The sequence below is a fragment of the Lentzea alba genome (assembly GCF_011067745.1).
Taxonomy (GTDB): Bacteria; Actinomycetota; Actinomycetes; order Mycobacteriales; family Pseudonocardiaceae; genus Lentzea; species Lentzea alba.
Genome location: NZ_JAAMPJ010000011.1, coordinates 110783 through 130511, shown reverse-complemented (window position 1 = coordinate 130511; position 19729 = coordinate 110783). Strand labels below are relative to the sequence as shown.

At 67.8% G+C, this 19729-nt stretch carries 14 protein-coding genes; 8 read left to right on the top strand and 6 right to left on the bottom strand.

Annotated features, from left to right (window positions below; translation table 11 throughout):
- Positions 1 to 38 precede the first annotated feature (38 nt).
- Positions 39 to 587 carry a TetR/AcrR family transcriptional regulator gene (locus G7043_RS33645; protein ID WP_166052686.1) on the top strand — a complete coding sequence of 183 codons (549 nt, stop codon included), beginning with the start codon at positions 39 to 41 and terminating at the stop codon, positions 585 to 587.
- A gap of 374 nt (positions 588 to 961) precedes the next feature.
- Here G7043_RS33645 and G7043_RS33640 read toward each other — a convergent pair whose 3' ends face one another.
- Together G7043_RS33640 and G7043_RS33635 are read right to left on the bottom strand one after the other, a co-directional pair.
- Complete coding sequence (locus G7043_RS33640) at positions 962 to 2152, bottom strand: glycosyltransferase (RefSeq protein WP_166052685.1); 1191 nt, start codon at positions 2150 to 2152, stop codon at positions 962 to 964.
- A 152-nt stretch (positions 2153 to 2304) separates the two neighbouring features.
- Positions 2305 to 4380, bottom strand: a complete 2076-nt coding sequence (locus G7043_RS33635) for a PQQ-dependent sugar dehydrogenase (protein ID WP_313888198.1) — start codon at positions 4378 to 4380, stop codon at positions 2305 to 2307.
- A 138-nt stretch (positions 4381 to 4518) separates the two neighbouring features.
- Here G7043_RS33635 and G7043_RS33630 point away from each other — a divergent pair, with 138 nt between their 5' ends.
- The 5 genes from G7043_RS33630 to G7043_RS33610 are packed head-to-tail and all read left to right on the top strand — an operon-like array spanning position 4519 to position 9510.
- Positions 4519 to 5712: an extracellular solute-binding protein gene (locus G7043_RS33630; RefSeq protein ID WP_166052684.1), complete on the top strand. Its 1194-nt coding sequence runs from the start codon at positions 4519 to 4521 to the stop codon at positions 5710 to 5712.
- On the top strand, positions 5709 to 6767 hold the full coding sequence (locus G7043_RS33625) for an ABC transporter ATP-binding protein (RefSeq protein ID WP_166052683.1): 1059 nt from the start codon (positions 5709 to 5711) through the stop codon (positions 6765 to 6767). The genes G7043_RS33630 and G7043_RS33625 overlap by 4 nt, the downstream gene beginning before the upstream one ends.
- Complete coding sequence (locus tag G7043_RS33620) at positions 6764 to 7654, top strand: ABC transporter permease (protein WP_166052682.1); 891 nt, start codon at positions 6764 to 6766, stop codon at positions 7652 to 7654. The genes G7043_RS33625 and G7043_RS33620 overlap by 4 nt, the downstream gene beginning before the upstream one ends.
- The gene (locus G7043_RS33615; protein WP_166052681.1) at positions 7651 to 8475 is read left to right on the top strand and encodes an ABC transporter permease; all 825 of its coding nucleotides are present in this window, start codon (positions 7651 to 7653) and stop codon (positions 8473 to 8475) included. The genes G7043_RS33620 and G7043_RS33615 overlap by 4 nt, the downstream gene beginning before the upstream one ends.
- 51 nt (positions 8476 to 8526) lie before the next feature.
- Positions 8527 to 9510, top strand: coding sequence for a LacI family DNA-binding transcriptional regulator (locus G7043_RS33610; RefSeq protein WP_166052680.1), 984 nt, complete (start codon positions 8527 to 8529; stop codon positions 9508 to 9510).
- A 232-nt stretch (positions 9511 to 9742) separates the two neighbouring features.
- Here the strand turns inward: G7043_RS33610 and G7043_RS33605 are convergent, their stop codons facing one another.
- Genes G7043_RS33605 through G7043_RS33595 form a run of 3 tightly spaced genes read right to left on the bottom strand, consistent with a single transcriptional unit; the run spans position 9743 to position 14373 of the window.
- A complete protein-coding gene (locus G7043_RS33605) occupies positions 9743 to 11524 on the bottom strand; it encodes an AMP-dependent synthetase/ligase (protein WP_166052679.1) in 1782 nt (593 codons plus the stop codon).
- Positions 11525 to 11552: 28 nt separating this feature from the next.
- Positions 11553 to 13691: a molybdopterin oxidoreductase family protein gene (locus G7043_RS33600; protein WP_166052678.1), complete on the bottom strand. Its 2139-nt coding sequence runs from the start codon at positions 13689 to 13691 to the stop codon at positions 11553 to 11555.
- A gap of 34 nt (positions 13692 to 13725) precedes the next feature.
- Positions 13726 to 14373, bottom strand: a complete 648-nt coding sequence (locus G7043_RS33595) for a zinc-binding dehydrogenase (protein ID WP_166052677.1) — start codon at positions 14371 to 14373, stop codon at positions 13726 to 13728.
- Between the two features lie 141 nt (positions 14374 to 14514).
- On the opposite strand from G7043_RS33595, the gene G7043_RS33590 reads away from it, so the two are divergent.
- On the top strand, positions 14515 to 15462 hold the full coding sequence (locus tag G7043_RS33590; protein ID WP_207312079.1) for an MASE1 domain-containing protein: 948 nt from the start codon (positions 14515 to 14517) through the stop codon (positions 15460 to 15462).
- Between the two features lie 7 nt (positions 15463 to 15469).
- Here the strand turns inward: G7043_RS33590 and G7043_RS33585 are convergent, their stop codons facing one another.
- A complete protein-coding gene (locus tag G7043_RS33585; protein ID WP_278185944.1) occupies positions 15470 to 18217 on the bottom strand; it encodes an AAA family ATPase in 2748 nt (915 codons plus the stop codon).
- Between the two features lie 251 nt (positions 18218 to 18468).
- Between G7043_RS33585 and G7043_RS33580 the strand changes: the two genes are divergently transcribed.
- Positions 18469 to 19692, top strand: coding sequence for a serine hydrolase domain-containing protein (locus G7043_RS33580; protein WP_166052674.1), 1224 nt, complete (start codon positions 18469 to 18471; stop codon positions 19690 to 19692).
- Positions 19693 to 19729 lie beyond the last annotated feature (37 nt).

Sequence of the window (19729 nt, the reverse complement as noted above, 5' to 3'; positions counted from 1 at the left end):
TGTTCCGCTTTGTCAACCTTGTTCGAGGGGAGTCGCGCGTGCCACCACGCAAGCGGGCGGACGCCGTGCGCAACGAGCAGACGCTGCTCGCGGCCGCCGCCGAGGTGTTCGTCAGGTCCGGCGTCGACGCGCCGATCCGCGAGATCGCGGCCGAGGCGGGCGTCGGCATGGGCACGATCTACCGCCACTTCCCCACCCGCGCCGACCTCGTCGTGGCGGTCTACCGGCACCAGGTCGAGGCGTGCGCGTCCGCCGGTCCGGAGCTGCTGTCCACTTCGGACTCACCGTTCGCGGCGCTGCGGGCGTGGGTCGACCTGTTCGTGGACTTCCTGGTGACCAAACACGGGCTCGCCAACGCCTTGCAGTCGGACAGCAGCGGGTTCGAGTCGCTGCACGCGTACTTCCTCGACCGGCTGGGACCGGTGTGCGGTTCGTTGCTGGAGGCGAGCGAGATCAGGGACATCCAGCCGTACGAGTTGATGCGCGGCATCGGGAACCTCTGCATCGGCAGGGATGACGACCCGCGCTACAACCCGCGGCGGCTGATCGAGTTGCTGCTGGACGGACTCGCGATCAGAAAATCTTGACGATGCGGTCGATGCCGTTCTCGTCCCGCACGCGTTCACCGTGTCTCTAACCCGCTGAACATCCCTGCGTTTGGCGCAGATGGCGTCTGCAAGTACCACCAGCTCAACATCAACAGGCACTTTTCCCTGCCAACAGGAGGCCGTCTGCACGGGTGCACCGGCTGACTGGCGGCGACCAGTTGGGTGCAGTTGGTGGCGATTCGATCATCTGCTGGTAGTACTTGCACGACTCCATTGGCGAATCCACCAAGCCCCACGCCCGGTAGTGGCCAGGGGCGGGAGCGTGCGTCGGGTTCGCCGGGAGAGTGCGGACAGGGCTCCTGGCCGCTGCTCAGACGCCGAGAACTCGACCCGGAGTGCCTCTCAAGGCGTTGCTAGCCCACCAACAACTTCGCGGCCACCTCAGCACCGTCCGCCCGGACGTTGCTCGCCACCTCTGCCGCGCGAACCGCGGTTTCCGGCGCCAGCGCGGTCTTGAGCGCCCCGGACAACGACTCGAACGTCGGCGTCGGACCGTCGTGGGCCGCGCCGATGCCCAACTCGGCCACCCGACGGGCCCAGAACGGCTGGTCCACGATCTGCGGCACGATCACCTGCGGCGCACCGGTACGGGCCGCGGTCGTGGTGGTGCCGCCCCCGCCGTGGTGCACGACGGCGGCGACGCGGCGGAACAGTTCCTGCTGGTTGACCTCACCTACGACGAAGCAGTCGTCACCGGAGTCGATCTGCGCCAGGTCCGCCCAGCCGCGAGCCAGCAGCACGCGGCGGCCCTGGACGCGCACCGCGTCGACGGCCACCTGGCCGACGTCCTTCGAGGTGTGCATCGGCATGCTGCCGAAGCCGACGTACACCGGTGGTTCGCCCGCTTCCAGGAACGCGACCAGGTCGGGTGCGAGCGGCCGGGTGTCCGGCAGGATCCACGCACCGGTCTGGGTGACGTCGAGGTTGAGCAGCTCCTCGGACGGCCACAGCAGCGGGTCCGCCGCCAGCAGCAGTTCGCCGGTGTAGACGTGGTCGCGGACGTTGTCCACCGGCGGCATGCCCAGCGCCGCCCGGTGGGTGTTCAACGCCGGGCCGTACATCGCGTTCACGTTCTCCGCGTCGATCGCCCACAGCACCCGGTTGTCGGTCTCGTCCGGAGGGTAGGGCTTGCCGGGGCGCTGCGACGGCCTGCGGTGCGCCGATGGCAGCGAGATGGTGTGGCACATCGCGAGCACATAGCGCAGGCCGAGGTGCTCGGCCACCGACCGGGCGCCCGCCGGCATCAGGCCGGTCGCCACCAGCACGTCGGCTCCCTCGGCGGCCCGGGCGACCGGGCCGAACCACTCGCCGACCAGCGCCGCCGCCACGGCGGGCGGGTCCGCGCGCCCGCTCGTCACCAGCTCGCGCACCGACTGTCCGAAGGGGACGAACGGCACGCCGAAGTCACCCAACCTGTTCTCGAACTCCTCGTCCGGTGGCACGCACACCACCGCTTCCGCGCCCGCGGCCTGCAACGCCACCGCAAGGCCGATCAGCGGTTCGACATCTCCACGCGATCCGTATCCGGCCAGTACAACACGCACTTCGCGACTCCCCAGTCCTCGCCGATTCCTGTCGAGGTCGCAGAGTTTGCGGCATGAACGGGGTCTTGCCGCAAGGCCCCCCATGCGCTATATGTTGAAGTGGGAAGAGGCCCCGGACATCGCGTCCGGGGCCTCTTCCGTTCGCGCGGGAGCTAGTTCAGAGCCACCTTCAACAGCTTGGTGTTGCTGTTGCCCGCGGTGGAGTCCTTGTCACCGTTGGACGTGGTGACCCACAGCGAGCCGTCCGGAGCGGGTTCGGGCGTCCGCAGCCGGCCGTAGGTGCCCTGGAAGTGCGACGTGGTGGTGCCGACCGACGAGCCGTTGATCTGCATGCGGTACAGGCGCTCGCCGCGCAGGGCGGCGAGGAACAGCACGTCGTTCACGATCGCGAGGCCCGACGGCGAGGCGGAGCCGACCGAGAAGGTCTTCTTCGGCGCGATGTAACCACTGCAGTTGCCTGCGGTGCCTTCACAGCTCGACCAGCCGTAGTTGCCGCCCTTCTGCAGCAGGTTGATCTCGTCCATGTTGCCGTCGCCGAGCTCGGCCTGCCACATGCGGCCCTGCGAGTCGACCGCGAGGCCCTGGACGTTGCGGTGGCCGTAGGTCCACACGTAGCGGGCGTTGCCGCCCTCGCCGAAGAACGGGTTGTCCGAGGGCGCGGTGCCGTCCGGGTTCAGGCGCAGGACCTTGCCGCCCAGTGACTGCTTGTTCTGGGCGTTGGGCTTGGACTGGCCGTCACCGGTGCCCGCGTAGAGCTTGCCGTCGGCACCGAAGCGCAGGCGGCCGCCGTTGTGGAACTTGTTGCGCGGGATGCCGGTCAGCAACGTCGTCCACCCGGTCAGCGAGTTGCCCTCGATCTTCGCCCGCACGATCCGGTTGTCACCGGAAGCCGTGTGGTAGACGTAGATCAGGCCGTCCGAGGCGAACGTCGGCGACAGCTCGATGCCGAGCAGACCGCCCTCGCCGTTGGTGCCGGAGACGCCGGGAACCTTGCCCAGTGTGGTCTTCACACCAGCAGGCGTGATCTTCACGATGTCCTGCGCGTCACGGCGTGAGTAGATCCCCGAACCGTCCGGCAGGAACGCGAGGCCCCACGGCACGTCGTTGTCGGTCGCGATCTGCGTGACGGCGCCGACCTGGTCGCCACCGGAGCGCGTCTTCACGGTCACGGCGTTGGACGCGGGGCCGGCGTTGCCGACGGCATCGAAAGCCTTGACGGTGAAGGTGTACTCGGTGTTGGCGCTGCGCCCGCCGATCGTGGCGGACGTGCCGGTCGCGTCACCGACCTTCGTCGAACCGGTGTAGACCTCGTAGCGGGTCACGCCGATGTTGTCGGTCGCCGGGTCCCAGGCCAGCGAGACCGAGTTCGCCGTCACGCCCGTGGAACGGAGGTTCTTCGGCGCGGTCGGCGGGATCGGGTCGTCCTGAGCCGGCGGCGTCTTGAACTCCGCCGTGTTGGACGCCTGCGAGACGTTGCCCGCCACATCCCGCGCGTTGACGTAGAAGCCGTAGTTGACGTTCGGCTTCAACCCGGTCATGACCGTCGTCAGGTCGGTGGCCGGCACCGACTTCTGGAACTGGCCGAGGTTGTAGATGTCGTACCCGGCCACGGCGACGTTGTCGGTCGCGGCCTTCCACGTCAGCTTCGCCGAGTCGTGCTTGATGTCCGAGGCGACGAGATCTGAGGGCGGCGACGGCGGTTCGACGTCGGCCGGGCCGCTGTTGCCGAAGACCTGGAACTCCTGCAACGAGTAGCCGTACGACGTGCCGGTGCGGCAACGCGTGGTGCCGTACACGCGGACATAACGGCCTCGCCCGGTGACCGTCAGGTCCTCGACGCCGCCCTTGCCGTCCGCGGTGGTGTAGATGGACGTCCACGTCGAGTCGTTCTCAGAGGTCTCGACCCGGTACGCCTTGGCGCACGAGAGGTCCCACTGCAGCCGGACCCGGCTGATGTTCGCGGACGCGCCGAGGTCGACGCGGATCCAGGCCGGATCGGTGTTCGACTTGCTGGCCCAGCGCGTGCCGGAGTTGCCGTCGACGGCGTTGCGCGGCGCGTAGTTCGCCCCGCCGGACGCCGACTCGGTCGCGGGTTTGCCTTGGGACAGCAGGACATCAGCTGCGACCGCCGCAGGCGCGGCGGACACGAGCGAGGTCACCGCCACTGCGAGCGCAGTGGCCAGGATGCCGGTTCTGGTGACCGGCAGCCGCCGTGAACGGGGTGCCACAGGAGCCTCCCACTTTCGTTGGGAACAGGGGATGCGGCGGCGGGCATTGCGTTCGACTGGCGGCGGGTGTACGAGTGTTACAGAAAAACCGTAAACGTTTTCGAGCGCCAGGTCCAGAGTCAGTTAGGGAGCCCCGAGATGCGCTGGACAAGGAAGTTACAGCTCGTCATCCCCGCCCTGTTGGTCATCACGGCGTGTGGTGCGCCGGAGTCCCCGCAGGCGCAGAACGCCCCCACGACAGTCCCGGACAAGCCGTCGAAACCGGTCGAGCTCAACGTCCTCGACGTGGCCGGCAACCTGCAGCTCACCCAGGGCATGATCGACGAGTTCGTGAAGGCCAACCCGGACTTCGTGAGCAAGGTCAACTACACCAAGGCGACCGCGCCGGACATGCCGGGCAAGCTCAAGGCCGAGCAGAACTCCGGCACCTCCCAGACCCACCTCGTGCTGACCGGTACCGACGGATTGTCGTCGGTCATCGAGCAGAAACTCGTCTACGAACTGCTCCCCGGATTTTCGGCGAAGCTGCCGGACCTCGAGAAGACCTACCTCCCGCCGGCCTGGGAGATGCAGAAGCTCGCCCAGGGCCAGGGCGTCGCCGTCACCTACTACCCCGCGGGACCGCTGCTGGAGTACGACCCGGCCAAGGTGCCCACCGCGCCGACGTCTCCCGCCGAACTGCTGGAGTGGGCCAAAGCGCATCCCGGCAAGTTCCAGTACGCGCGGCCCGCGAACTCCGGTCCTGGCAGGACGTTCCTGATGGGACTGCCGTACCTGCTCGGCGACTCGGACCCCAAGGACCCGGAGAAGGGCTGGGACAAGACCTGGGCCTACCTCAAGGAACTGGGGCAGTACGTCGACAACTACCCAGGTGGCACGACCGACGTCATGAAGAACCTGGCGAACGGCACGTCGTGGATGGTCGCCTCCACCACCGGCTGGGACATCAACCCGCGCGTGCTCGGCTCGGTGCCGGAGGGCATGAAGATCGCGACCTTCAAGGGCTTCCACTGGGTCACCGACGCGCACTACGCGGTGGTGCCGAAGGGTGTCTCGGACGACGTGCTGGCGGCGAACCTCGCGCTGATCAAGTTCATGCTGGACCCCAAGCAGCAGGCCAAGGCCTACGACAAGGGCTACTTCTACCCCGGCCCGGCGGTCAAGGACGTCACGCTGAAGATGGCGCCGCAGGAGTCGCAGGACGCGATCGCGAAGTTCGGGCGCGCCGAGTACGACAAACTGATCGAGGACAACCCCAAGGAGACCTCGCTTCCGGCGGCGCAGCAGGTGAAGGCCTTCCAGCGGTGGGACAGGGAGATCGGCAAGAAATGACCGGACAACGGTTTGCCGAGCTGCACCTGGACCACGTGCGGCGGGCGTTCGGGGACACCGTTGCCCTCCAGGGCATGGACCTGACGATCAAGGGCGGCGAGTTCGTCGCCCTGCTCGGGCCGTCGGGCTGCGGGAAGTCCACCGCCTTGAACTGCCTGGCGGGGCTGCTGCCGTTGACCGGCGGGCGGATCACGCTGGACGGCAAGCGCATCGACGACCTGCCGCCGGAGAAGCGCGGGTTCGGCATGGTGTTCCAGAACTACGCGCTGTTCCCGCACATGTCGGTGCGGCGCAACATCGGGTTCGGGCTGTCCATGCGCAAGACGGCCAAGGCGGAGCTGAACCGGCGCGTGGACGAGGCGGTGCGGCTCGTCCAACTCGAAGAACACCAGCACAAGTTCCCGGCACAACTCTCCGGCGGCCAGCAGCAGCGCGTGGCGATCGCCCGCGCGATCGTCCTCGAGCCACCACTGGTGCTGATGGACGAACCACTGTCCAATCTGGACGCAGCGCTGCGGCTCGAAATGCGCACCGAGATCCGCCGGCTGCACCAGTCCCTGGGTCTCACCACCGTCTACGTCACGCACGACCAGGAGGAGGCGCTGGCCCTCGCCGACCGTCTCGTGGTCCTGAGGCTCGGCGAGGTGCAGCAGGTCGGTTCACCGGAGGAGGTCTACGCACATCCGGTGAACCGGTACGTCGCCGGGTTCATGGGCTACCGCAACATGATCCCGGTGAGCGTGAGCGCTCAAGACGACGATCAAGCGACCGTCCGCACCGAAGACGGCATCGAACTCGTTGGCGTCAAACGGGAAGAGCTGTCCGACAAGGCTGTGGCGGCAGTCCGGCCGGAGGACTTCACGGTCGTCAGCGAGGCCGGCGACAACACGTTGGAAGCCACCGTCGAGATCGTCGAGTACCACGGACGTGAGCAAGCCGTGGAGGCACGGCTGAAGAACGGCGAACAGCTGCACGTCCGCACGAACTCACGACTCGCTCCCGGCGACACCATCAGGTTGAAGGTGCCGACTGAGCGCGTGCTGGTGTTCACATGACCGCGGTAACCGATCGGGCGTCGCTGAAGCATCGGCTGGCCGAGAAGGGCGTCGACCGCGTCCTCTGGCTGCTGGTGCCGGGAGCGGTGTTCGTGGTGCTGCTGTTCGTCTACCCGTTCCTGTACGGGTTGCAGCTGAGCTTCCAGCCGAAGGGCGGCGGCAGCCCGTTCCAGAACTACGTCACCTTCTTCCAGGACGAGTACCTGGCGGAGACCGTCTGGATCACGCTGCGGCTCGGGTTGCCGGCGGCGCTGTTCAACGTGCTGGCGTCCATCCCGATCGCGTTCCGGATGCGCGGCCGGTTCCGCGGCAAGAGAGCGCTCACCACGTTGCTGGTCGTCCCGATCACCCTCGGCACCGTGCTGACAGCCGAAGGACTCCTCGCCTTCTTCGGACCGACCGGGTGGTTCAACCGCATCTGGATGGCACTGGGCGCGGACGAACCGGCGAAGCTCACCCACAACTACTGGGGCGTGCTGTTCAGCCTGATCATCACCGGCTTCCCGTTCGCGTTCCTGCTGACGCTGTCCTACCTGTCCGGCATCGACCCCACGCTCGAACAGGCGGCGGCGACGCTGGGAGCGTCGAGGAGGCAGCGGTTCCGGACGATCACCATGCCGTTGCTCGCGCCGGGGCTCGCGGTCACGTTCTGCCTCTCGTTCGTGCTCGCGTTCTCCGTGTTCCCGAGTGCGGTCATGGTCGGCAACCCGGCCGGTGAGACGCACGTGATGTCGATCGCCGCGTACGAGACGGCGTTGCGGGACAACGACTTCGCGATGGGCTCGGCGATCGCGATGCTGATGGCGCTGGTGATGCTGATCGTGATCGGCGTGGTGCTGGTCTGGCGCACGACGCTCTACCGCGGTGCGACAGGAGGTAAGGGATGAAGCTCGCTGCTCGCCCGGTGGTGTGGCTGACGTGGGGCGCGTTGATCTTCTTCATGCTGAACCTGATCGGCATCGTCGGTGCCGTGGTCACCAACTCGTTCGCCGAGTCGTGGTTCGGCACGTGGCTGCCCAACGGTTACACGGGCAAGTGGTACGGCGAGGCATGGCGCGACTACCGTCTGTTGGACGTGCTGGTCGTGACGTTCCAGGTCGCGATCGCGGTCGTCGTCATCTCCGTCCTCATCGGAGTTCCTACGGCCTATGCTCTGGCGCGCCGCGACTTCCCCGGAAAGAAGCTGCTCAACGTGCTGTTCCTGCTGCCGATCCTGATGCCCCCGATGACGTACGGCATCCCGCTCGCGACGGTGCTGTACAAGTTCCAGTTGGCGGGAAGCATGTTCGGCGTGATCGCGGCGAACCTCGTGCCGGCCGTGCCGTTCGTGGTGCTGACGATGACGCCGTTCATCGAGCAGATCGACACGAAGATCGAGTCGGCGGCCCGGATGTGCGGGGCGAACACGTTCGCCATCTTCACCCGCGTGCTCGCGCCGCTGCTCGTACCGGGCATCCTGGCGGCGTCGATCCTGGTGCTCGTGCGCACGGTGGGCATGTTCGAACTGACGTTCCTCACGGCCGGTCCGACCAGCCAGACCCTGGTGGTCTCGCTGTACGAGGCCATGTCGTCGGCGGGCATCAGACCACAACAGATGGTCGACTCGATGGCCGTGATCTACACGGCGTCCATGTTGGTCCTGCTGGTGATCGCGCTCAGGTTCGTGAACCCGACCCAGCTCGTCACCAGACTCAAAGACCCGGCTTGACACCTGACCCGTCATGATTGTTTCAACCGGCAGTTGAGGGTGAGGTAACCAGTGGCAGTCACCATCCGCGACGTGGCACGCAGGGCGCACGTATCGGTCGCCACCGTTTCGCGTGCGCTGACATCTCCCGAGCTGGTCCGCCCGGAGACCAGATCACGGGTGCTGGCTGCCGCCTCGGACCTCGGCTACCAGCCCAATCGGGCGGCTCGAGGGCTGATCACCGGCAAGACCGGCAACATCGGCATCGTCGTGCCGGACCTCGACAACCCGTTCTTCACGGGCGTGCTCAAGGCCGTGCAGGCGCGGGCGATGCAGGCGGACTACGCGGTGTTCGTGGCGGACAGCGACGAGGACCCGGTCACCGAGGCCAAGCTCGTGCACGCGATGGCCAAGCAGGTCGACGGCGTGGTGCTGTGCGCGCCGGGCCTGGAGGACTCGCAGATCTACGAGATGGCGGGCGCGACGTCGCTGGTGCTGCTGAACCGGCGCCTGCCGGGCGTGCCCGCCGCGTTGATGGACTCGGCGGGTGGAATGCACGCGATCGTCGACCACCTCGTCGCGTTGGGGCACCGGCGGATCGCCTACCTGAACGGGCCGCGCACCTCGTGGTCCAACCAGGAGCGTCGCCGCGGCCTGTTGTCGGCGGTGGCCCAGCACGGGGTGGACCTGGTGGACCTCGGACCGTTCGCGCCGCGCTACGAAGGCGGCTTGCAGGCCGCTGATTTGGCCGTGGCGGCCGACACGTCCGCGATCGTGGCCTACAACGACATCATGGCTCTCGGCGTCCTAGCGCGGCTCAGGGACCGCGGCATCTCGGTTCCCGGTGACGTGTCGGTGACCGGGTTCGACGACCTGACGTACGCGGCGCTGTGCTCGCCCGCGTTGACCACGGTGGCGATGCCGGTGGCACAGGCGGGACGCACGGCGGTGAACCTGCTGCTCGACTGGCTGGACTCGGACAACACCGAGGTCCCACAGATCGTGGCGGAGACGCAACTCATCGTGCGGGGCACCACAACCCCGCCCCGCAAGTGATGTTGATGAGGGGAGCTTTCATAAACCTGAGGTTTATGAAAGCTCCCCTCATCAACGTACAAGGCGGCCCCGGCAAGGGCGTCTGGGGGGAGTACGCCGTGAGCCGGGGCCGCGAAGCGGCTGGGCCCGAGGGGGGAGGGGGCCTGGCGCCGCTTGGTGTTCCACTCTGCCCTGAGCGGACGGAATCCGCCAGGGTGGATGTACCTGTTTTTGGATTTCTCGTACGTACGGGTTACGCGTAGAGCCCTTCGTACAACGCAGAGTGAAGGCGGTGCACCACGTTGCGTTTGACCTTCAACGTCGGGGTGAGCTCACCTTCCTCCTGTGACAGGTCGCGGGTGAGCAGCACGAACTTCTTCACCTGGGAAACACTGGCGAAGTGCGAGTTCGCTTCGTCAACAACTCCCTGCACGAGCGTTCGCACGTCCGGGTGACCCACCAAAGATTCGAGGTCGGACGGCAAACCACGTGCCGTCGCCCACGGCACGATCTCGTCGGCGTCGAGTGTGATCAGGGCCACGCAGTAGGGCTTGCGATCGCCGAACAACACGGCGTGCGAGATCCAGCGCGACTGGCGCAGCACGTTCTCCACGTTCGCCGGCGCGATGTTCTTGCCACCGGCGGTGATGATGATGTCCTTCTTGCGCCCCGTGATCGTGACGAAACCGTCCGCGTCGATCTCGCCGAGGTCGCCGGTGTGCAGCCAGCCGTTCTTGATCGTGGCAGCCGTCGCCTCGTCGTTGCGCCAGTACCCGGCGAAGACGTGCGGGCCGCGCATCAGCAGCTCACCGTCCTCCCCCACCGCCATTTCCAGGCCGGAGATGCCGGACGCGCCGACCGAGCCGAGCTTGAAGCGGCTCAGCGTGTTGATGGTGCCCACCGCCGTGGACTCGGTCATGCCGTAACCCTCCAGCACCGGCACGCCGGCCGCGTGGAAGAACTGCAGCACCTCGCGAGAGATCGGTGCGGCACCGGAGAGCGCCTGCACGAGCCGGCCGCCGAACACCGCGCGCACCTTGGCGAACAGCGCGTCGACCTGTTCGAACGCGGCCGCCATCTCCGCGGGCACGGGTTCACCCGCGGCGCGCCGGCGTCGCACCTCCAGACCCAGCGTCACGGCCTGAGCGAGCTGCTCCGGCGGCACGGCCGAGGTGACGAACGTGTAGATCTTCTCGAAGATCCGCGGCACGGAAGGCAGGAACGTCGGCCGCACCTCGGCCAGCTCCGGCACGATCGCCGCCATGTCACCGCCGAAGTACGCCAACGCGCCGCCGCGGTACATGGTGCCGAACATGACGATCTGCGCGAAGACGTGCGCCAGCGGCAGGAACAGGTAGACGGTGCCGGTCATCGCGTCGATGCGGGCTTCTTCGGCGAGCCGGCACAACGCGACCCAGTTCTCGTTGGTCAGGACGCAGCCCTTGGGCGGGCCGGTGGTGCCCGAGGTGTAGATGATCAGACCTGGGTCCTCGGGCCTGATCGCGGCCCGACGGGTGTCCAGTTCGGCGGCCAGCGGCGCGGTGCGGCCGGTGTCCTGCAGCTCGGCCAGGCTCGGGCGATCACCGGCCGCGTCAATCGTGAAAACTGTTCGCAGTTCCGGGAGTTCGCCCCTGACCGCGTCGACCTTGACGCACTGGGCCTCGTCCTCGGCCACCACGATCGACGCGCCGGAGTCGCCGACCACCCAGGCGATCTCCTCGGACGTGCTGGACGGGTAGATCGGCACGACGATGCCGCCCGCCGCGAGCACGGCCAGTTCCACCGCCGTCCACTCAGGACGGGTGTTCGCCAGCACGCAGACCCGGTCGCCCGCCTTCAGTCCGGCGTGGACGAACCCCGAGGCGAGGTCCAGCACCAGCTCGGAGACCTCGGCGTAGGTCTGGTCGCGCCACTCGCCGTTCTGCTTGAACCGCCACGCCACCGCGTCGCCGTACGCCTGCTCCGCGAGGAACGGCAGGTCGGCTATCCGGCGGACGGTCTGCACCGCGTTCGGGCTGGTGACTCCGGCGGTCATGGCGGCTCCTAGGAAATCGGCGGGTTTTCTAGGCGGGCACGACCTGCACTCGGGTGCCGTTCAGGACGGCGGTGCCCGAGAGCGGGTCGATGCGGAGGTCGTCGGTGAGGAGGTTGACGTTCACGCCAGCGTGCTCACGGGCGACGCTGAGCTGCGTGCCGGGCTGGTCGTGGCCCCAGCCGTGCGGCATCGAGACGACGCCGGGCGCGATGTCGGCGGTGACCTCGACCAGCACCTCGATCTTGCCGACGCGCGAGGTGACCTGGGCGGTCCCGCCGTCCCGCAGTCCGAGGCGGTCGGCGTCGCCGGGGTTGACGAGCAGCGTGCACAACGGCTTGCCCTTCACCAGCGCGGGCACGTTGTGCATCCAGGAGTTGTTGGTGCGCAGGTGCCGGCGGCCGACGAGCACCATCTCGGTCTCGGGGTGCTCCAACGCTTCCAGCACGCGCGGGAAGTCGTCCACTATCGGCTGCGGGGTCAGTTCGATCCTGCCGGACTCCGTGCGCAGGATCTCCGGCAGGCGTGAGGTGAGCGGGCCGAGGTCGATGCCGTGCGGGTGGTCGAGCAACTGCCGGAGCGAAACCCCGTACGGGCCGGTGCGGAGCTTCAGATCCAGCAAGCGTTCCTCGCGCGTCTCGCCCTCGGGTTCGAAGTCGACACCGGCCTTCTGCTTCAGGTCGGCCAGTTGGAAGGCCGCGATGGCGTCGAGATCGGCTGCCGGGCCCAGGCCGCTGAAGATCGTGGCGAGCCGGAAGAAGATGTCCGTCTCGTCGACCCTGCCTTCCTCCAGCGGAATTGCCGCGCGCGAGTACTTCGCGACGTTGCGCACGGAGTTGTTGAGGAACGCGATGTCGTAGTGGTCGCGGCGGGACGGCGGCGGCGTCGGCAGGATGACGTCCGCGTGCCGGGTCGTCTCGTTGAGGTACGGGTCGACGCTGACCATGAAGTCCAACCCGGACAGAGCGGCGTTCACGCGGGCCGAGTTCGGCAACGACAGCGCGGGGTTGCCGCCGATCGTGAACAGCGCCCGCACCTGGCCGTCGCCGGGCGTCTCGATCTCGTCGACCATCGTGACGGCCGGGTACTCCCCCATCACCTCGGGGTGTCCCTTGACCCGGCTGTGCCAGCGGCCGATGCCGAAACCCTTGCCGCGGCCCGTACCGCGCTTGCTGTGCGCGGGCAACGGCCACATCACGCCGCCCGGCCGGTCGAGGTTGCCGGTCAGGATGTTGAGCGTGTCGACCGCCCACGACGCGACCGTGCCGAACTCAACGGTCGTGGTGCCGATACGGCCGTACACAGCAGCACGGTCCGCTTCAGCCAACCGCCGTGCGAGCGCTCGGATCGTTTCCACCTCAACGCCCGTGCGTTCCGCAACGGCCTCAGGGCTGAACGGCGCGACGTGCTGGCGGATCCCCGTGTGGTCGGTGACGTGCTCGGCGAGGTCTCGCAGGTTCACCAGGTCCTGCGCGAACAGCTCGTGGATCAACGCCAGCAGCAGGAACACATCCGTGCCGGGGCGGATCACGACGTGCTGATCGGCGGCTGCGGCCGTGCGGCTGCGGCGCGGATCGACGACGACGAACGAACCACCGCGTTTCTGCAGGTCCTTGAATCGGCCGGGCACGTCCGGAACCGTCCACAGGCTGCCGTTGGACGAGAACGGGTCCGCGCCCAGGACCAGCATGAAGTCGGTGCGGTCGATGTCGGGCACCGGGATCGAGAAGATGCTGCCGTACATGTGGCCGCACTGGACGTGCTTGGGCATCTGGTCGACGGTGCTGGCGGTGAAGACGTTGCGGCTGCCCAGCGCCTTGCGCAGCGGTCCGGCGTAGAGGCCGCCGGCGAGCGAGTGCACGACCGGGTTGCCGAGGTACATCGCGACCGCGTTGCGGTCCGGGAAGTCCTTCAGCCGTTCGTCGATGTACCGGAAGGCCTCGTCCCAGGTCGCTTCCCGGAACTCGCCGTCGCGCTTGATCAGCGGGGTGCTCAGGCGGTCGGGATCGGCGTCGAGCGTGCCGAGCGAGGCGCCCTTCGGGCAGATGAAGCCCCTGCTGAAGTCGTCCTCGCGGTCGCCGCGCACCTTCGTGATGCGGTCGCCCTCGACCGTCAGCTCCAGCCCGCACGTCGCTTCGCACAGCGGGCAGGTCGTGAACACGGTCCTCATGGGGTCCCCTCCACCAGCTTGTTACCAACGAGTACTAGTCAGCTGCCATCGGACGCAACCGGCCGGCCGAGGTCAACCCGAACAGCTCACTGACCGCCCTTGCGATCATGTCGGGTCGTTCGAGGGTGTGCTCGAAGCGGAAGCCGATGACCGCGCGTGAGCCGCTGAGCAGACCGGTCATCTTGATGGATTCTTCCTGGTCAGCGCCGTAGCAGACGATCCTGCCAAAAGGTGCAAGAGCCTCTAACGAAGGTTTTATGGTGTAACCCGGATCGAGCACGATGTCGACATGTTTGCCCTCGTTCGCCTGGATCAGCCGCTCGGCGAGCCCGTCTCGGTCGGATTCGACGGCGACGTCGGCGCCGAGCTTGAGAGCCCTGCGCCGGCGGGCCTGGCTGGAGTCCGTGGCGATCACGCGTCCGGCGCCGAAACTGCGGGCCAGTTGGACCGCGATCGCGCCGACCTCGCTCGCGGCGTCGTGCACGACGATCGACTCGTCCGGCCTGAGGTGCGCGCACGTGCGTAGGAGGTGCCAAGCCGTTGTGCCCGCTCTGGCCAGTGTCAGCGCCTGGTCGTCGGTGACGCCCGCGGAGACCGGGAGGTGCAGACGGCCCGCGACCACCACCACGCGACGTCCGCCGTCCTCCACCCGGACCTCGTCGGCCGCCTCGGCTGTGCGCATGTGCCCATCTCACGTTCTGGCGGCGCCGGGCTGTAGTGCGGCTTCCACGACAACTAAGCCATTACCCACGGAGTGAGTCCGAGTGGGTACGCCCTGTGGCCGGGTCTGGCGGTCCTGTGTGCACGGGTGGAGCATGTGCCGGTGAACGCCGGACTGCGCACTACCCTCACCGTGCTCGCGGTGGCGGTCGCCTACTACGCGACGGCCAAGGTGGGACTGGTCCTGGCGCTCGTCAAGGGCCAGGTCACTCCACTGTGGCTGCCCACCGGGATCTCGGTGGCGGCGCTGCTGATGTCGGGCGGCAAGATCTGGCCCGGCATCGCGCTCGGTGCGTTGACCGCCAACATCGCGCTCGACTCGGGCCCGTGGGCGGTCGTGGTGATCACGATCGGCAACACCGCCGCCCCGCTGGCCGCCTGGTACCTCCTGACGCGGTTCGGGTTCCGGCCGCAGCTCGACCGGTTGAAGGACGCGTTGCTGCTCGTCTTCGCGGGCGCGCTGGGGGCGATGCTGATCAGCGCGCTGATCGGCTCGGCGGCGTTGAAGATCGACGGCGGCATCCCGTGGCACGAAATGCCGGCCGTGGTGGCGGTCTGGTGGACCGGCGACGCGATGGGCGTGCTGGTGTTCACGCCGCTGCTGCTCACGCTGCCCCGGCAGTGGCACGCCTCGCCGCTGCGGCTCGCGGAAGCCTGCGCGTTGCTGATCGTCACCGCGGTCCTCGCGGCCTTCGTGACGACGTCGCAGTTGCGGCTGCTGTTCCTGGTGTTCCCGATGCTGATCTGGGCCGCGCTGAGGTTCCAGCACGCGATCGCCGCACCGTGCGCCGCGATCATCTCGGTGGCCGCCGTGATGTCGGGGGCCGGCGGGCACCTCGCGAACAACGACCTGCTGGCCACGATGATCGTGCTGCAGGCGTTCAACGGGTCGGTGGCGCTGACCGGGCTGATCCTGAGCGCCATCACCAGCGAGCGCAACCAGGCCAGGGAGGCCATCGAGCGCGCGTGCGAGCAGCTGGCGGAAACCGTTGCGCGGTACCAGGAAGAGGGCGTGCGCAAGCGGCTGGGCAAGGTCGTGCCGCCCGGTTAGCGCTGCACTAACGCTGTTGCATCGCGTCCAGCACACGGGCCAGTTCGAGACGTGATGAGACGTGCAGCTTCGTGTAGATCCTCGACAGGTAGACCTCGATCGTGCGCGGGCTGTAGTGCAGGGCTGCGGCGATGTCGCGGTTGCGCATGCCCTGCTGCACCAGCCGTGCCACGTTCTCCTCGGCCTCGGTGAGCAGCCCCGGCGCCTTCGAGCGGGCCCTGGGCACCTTGGCGCCCAACGTCCTGAGGCGGTTGCCCGCCTGACGTCTGAGTCCGTGCGCACCGAGCCGTTGGAACGCCGTGTAGGCCTCGACGAGCACCGGTACCTCGTCTTTCGACGCCTCGCCGAGAGCCAGCTGTGCGCGGGCCTTCTCGAACTCCAGCCCGCCGAGCGCGGCCTCGGACACCGCTTCCCTGAGCAGCTCGACGTCCTGCCTCGCCACGCCGGTCACCCTGCGGATCGTGGTGCGCGACCAGGGCGACACCCTGGTGGCGGACACCGCGGCCAGCCGCTCCAGTGCTTCGTCGGCGGCTTCCGCGCGGCCGCGTTCCAGGTCGAGTTCGATCATCCGCGCGACCAGGACGCAGGAGTAGGAGGACTCCAGCCGTTCGCCCACGGCCTCGGCGAGCAGGTCGTAGGCCTCGGTCAGCTCGCCTCGGGCGATCAGGTACTCGGCCAGTGCGATGGCGTGCAGCTTCGAGATGTTGATCGACTGCGGCGCCGGCAGCGCGGCCAGCCGGGCCGCCACGTCCAGCTCGCCGCGCCAGGTGCGGATCGACAGTTCGATCGCGTGCAGCACGCCGAGGGCTTGATCGGCCTGCGCCGCCTCGACGTCGGGGAGCCAGCGGCCGATGCCGTCCAGCGCGGCGTCCCAGCGGCCGCCCAGCCAGTCCAGGGCGATGCGGGACGCGGCACGTTCCGCGCGGAAGCCGTGCGAGCCGACCTGGTCGACGAGCTCCTCGGCCCGCCGCACCCGCCACGACGCGTCGTGCACCAGGCCGGCGAGCGAGGTGATCGACGCACAGACGGAAAGAGCCTGCAGTTCGAGCATCGGCTGGCCGTCGCTGCAGGACAGGGCGCGGTTGGCGAACTCGACGGTCTTGTCGTGCTGGAACAGCAACGAGGTCAGCATCGCGAGGTGTTCGAAGACGATCACGCCCTCGGCCGGTGAGCTGATCGGCAACGCCTCTACGCGCGCGACTTCCTTTGCCGCGTCCTCGTAACGGTTGTTGTAGATGAGCAGCACGGCGCGTTGGGCTTCCAACGAGGCCGGGACCGAACCGCGCGCAACTTCGACGTCTGCCAGTTCCATCGCTTCTGCCGTGCGACCGACCGAGAAGAGCGACGAGATCACGGCCGTGGCGACGCGAGCGCGTTCGTGGCCGGTTTCCAATGATTTCAAGGCGGCGAGCCCAGGCTCGATCGCCAGTGCCGGGCGGGAAGCTCTGGCCAGCACACGGCATTGCAGCGCGAGCAACTCGGCACGCTCAGGTGCGTTGCGCGGCAACAACTGCAGGGCTTTGCCGCACAATGCGGCGGCGGTTTCGGGTGCGGTCGCACGAGCGAGCGAGGCGGCCTCGGCGAGAACCCCGACGGCCACGCGGTCACCGGGTGCGGCGGACTCGGCGAGGTGCCAGGCGAGTTGCAGGAGGTCGACCTGAAGGCCCTGATCCCGGTCGTCCAGCAGACGCGCGGAGATCAGGCTGTGGAGGTGACGCCGTTGAGCCGGGCCGACCTCGTGGTAGAGCGCCTCACCCACAAGCGCGTGCGAGAAGCGATAACCGCGGTCGTCGTCGTGCACCACGATGTGCGCGCGCAGCAGTTCGTCGAACGCTTGGACAACAGTCTCTTCTGGCAGTGACGCGACACGCGCGAGGAGAGAGATCTGGTCGAGGCGAACCCTTCTGAACACAGCAACCGCACGCGCCACGAGCCGTGTGTCGTGCTCCAGCGGTGCGACCCGCCGAAGCACGGCCTCGCGCCGAGTCAGCCGAATCGCGTCCGGCGACACCGCAAGCCGCGCGCGGTTGCCGTCGACCGTCACCAGATCGAGTTCTCTCAACGAGCGCGCGATCTCGGTGACGAAGAAGGGGTTGCCGTCGGATCGTTGCCGGACCTCGCGCGCGAGCCCCTCGTCCACGGCCGTCTGCAGCACCGACTCGACGATCCGCGCGACATCCGCCCCCGACAACGGAGCAAGCTCGATCCGCATGACCTCCGCATGCTGCTCAACCCGATCCAACAAGCTCTCCGCACCTGGCTCACTGACGTGCGAACGGCTAGCGGTGACCAGCACGAGCGGCGCCGCCGACACGCGCCGCAGCACCAGTGTCAGCAAGGCCAGGGAGTCGTCGTCCACGTGGTCGAGGTCGTCGATCAACAACGCCGCCGGACGCGCAGCCGTGAGCTCGGTGAGCACCCGCACAACTCGATCACACGCACGCCCGAACCACGCACCGGAGTCCTCGGCAACCGAGATCTCCAACGCCGCCAAGGCATCCGTGCGACTCTTGTCCGCACCGAGTGACCTGATCAACGCGACCACCGCGCCGTACGGAATCCGCTTGCCCAGCACGTCCGACGCCGAAGTCAGCACCGCGCACTGCCGTTCCCGCAGCCGCCGCGCGACCTCCGCGAGCAACGACGTCTTGCCGATCCCCGGCTCACCGCTGACCTGAACCACGACAAGCCCCGTAGCGGGCGCCTGCTCGACGGCGTCGAGCACGGCGCGCAGTTCCGGTTCCCGCCCCCACAGCTCGGGAGCACCACGGAGCGGAGTGTCGGCGATGACGGCCTCCCGGCGAACTTCGGCGGAGCTGCGCTGAGTCTTCCATGTGGGTGTCGCACCCAGGCAAGTGCCGCTTTCCGTACCGGATCACTCACTCTCAGTAGCACTTTCGCTCTCTATGAGGCCCAACACGTTAGCCATTGAGTGTTCCCTACTAATCCGTCGTTCCTCTGAGTGATGACCTGAAGAGGCCAAGCCGCCGCCACGAGGAGGGGTAGATGTCGATCCAGGGAACCTGCACCCCGCAGTTCGCCGAGGTGCGCACCGAGTTCGAACGCAACTTCGCCGAACGCGGCGAAGTCGGCGCCTCCGTGCACGTGACCCTCGACGGCGAACCCGTCGTAGACCTCTGGGGCGGCATCGCCGACCCCTCCACGGGCCAACCATGGTCCGAAGAAACCATCGTGCACGTGTGGTCGTGCACCAAAGCCGCAACCTCGCTGTGCGCACACATCCTGGCCTCACGCGGCGAGCTCGACCTGAACGCACCGGTCGTCAAGTACTGGCCCAAGTACGCCGCCGAGGGCAAGGACACGACGCTGGTCCGCCACGTCCTCTCACACCAAGCAGGCCTACCGGCACTCACCGACTGGCTACCCGCCGGCGCCTTCTACGACTGGGACCTGGTCACCTCAGCACTGGCCGCCCAGAAACCTCTGTGGGAACCGGGTACCAGACACGGCTACCACGGCCTGACGTTCGGCTTCCTGGTAGGCGAGATCATCCGCCGGGTAAGCGGCCTCTCCCTGGGCCAGTTCTTCGAAAAGGAAATCTCCGGCCCCCTGGGCCTGGACTTCTGGATGGGCCTGCCCGACGACCTGGAACCCCACGTGGCGCACACGATCCCGGTCGACCCAACTCAACCCGGCATCCTTCTACCTTCCTTGTTCCTCACCGCCATGACCCAGCCGGATTCGATGCCCGCCTTGATGCTGCTCAACAACGGCGGCTACATGACCCCAGGCGAATCCGACTCCCGCGCCGCCCACTCCGCCGAGATGGGCGCGATCGGCGGCATCTCGAACGCCCGAGGTCTGGCCGGCATGTACCGCCCACTGGCCCTGGGCGGTGCCTACAACGGCGTGCGCCTGGTAGACGAATCCCAGATCCCCCAGATGTCGAACACCGTCGTCTCCGGCCTGGACGCCGTAGTCGGCGTCCCGTCCCGATTCGCGCTCGGCTTCCAGAAGCAGGTCGACAACTCCTACCTGCCCGCCAACGACGCCGAGGGCCTGCAAATGCCCGAGGATGCGTTCGGCCACACCGGAATGGGCGGCTCACTGGGCTTCGCCGACCCGCGCGCCCGAATCTCCTTCGGCTACACCATGAACAGGCAGGGCCCAGGCCTGGCTCTCAACGCACGCGGCCAGTCGCTGGTCGACGCGCTCTACCGCGCCCTCGGCTACCGCCAAAGCCACGACACCTGGTTCGCCTGCGCCTGACCCATGCCGTTATGCCATGGGGGTGACATTCATGGAC

What these genes read in the sequence shown, in the direction of transcription:
- G7043_RS33630 (WP_166052684.1), top strand. Translation starts at nt 4,519, where the DNA reads ATGCGCTGGACAAGGAAGTTACAGCTCGTCATCCCCGCCCTGTTGGTC.
- G7043_RS33625 (WP_166052683.1), top strand. Translation starts at nt 5,709, where the DNA reads ATGACCGGACAACGGTTTGCCGAGCTGCACCTGGACCACGTGCGGCGG.
- G7043_RS33620 (WP_166052682.1), top strand. Translation starts at nt 6,764, where the DNA reads ATGACCGCGGTAACCGATCGGGCGTCGCTGAAGCATCGGCTGGCCGAG.
- G7043_RS33615 (WP_166052681.1), top strand. Translation starts at nt 7,651, where the DNA reads ATGAAGCTCGCTGCTCGCCCGGTGGTGTGGCTGACGTGGGGCGCGTTG.
- G7043_RS33605 (WP_166052679.1), bottom strand. Translation starts at nt 11,524, where the DNA reads ATGACCGCCGGAGTCACCAGCCCGAACGCGGTGCAGACCGTCCGCCGG.
- G7043_RS33600 (WP_166052678.1), bottom strand. Translation starts at nt 13,691, where the DNA reads ATGAGGACCGTGTTCACGACCTGCCCGCTGTGCGAAGCGACGTGCGGG.
- G7043_RS33595 (WP_166052677.1), bottom strand. Translation starts at nt 14,373, where the DNA reads ATGCGCACAGCCGAGGCGGCCGACGAGGTCCGGGTGGAGGACGGCGGA.
- G7043_RS33580 (WP_166052674.1), top strand. Translation starts at nt 18,469, where the DNA reads ATGTCGATCCAGGGAACCTGCACCCCGCAGTTCGCCGAGGTGCGCACC.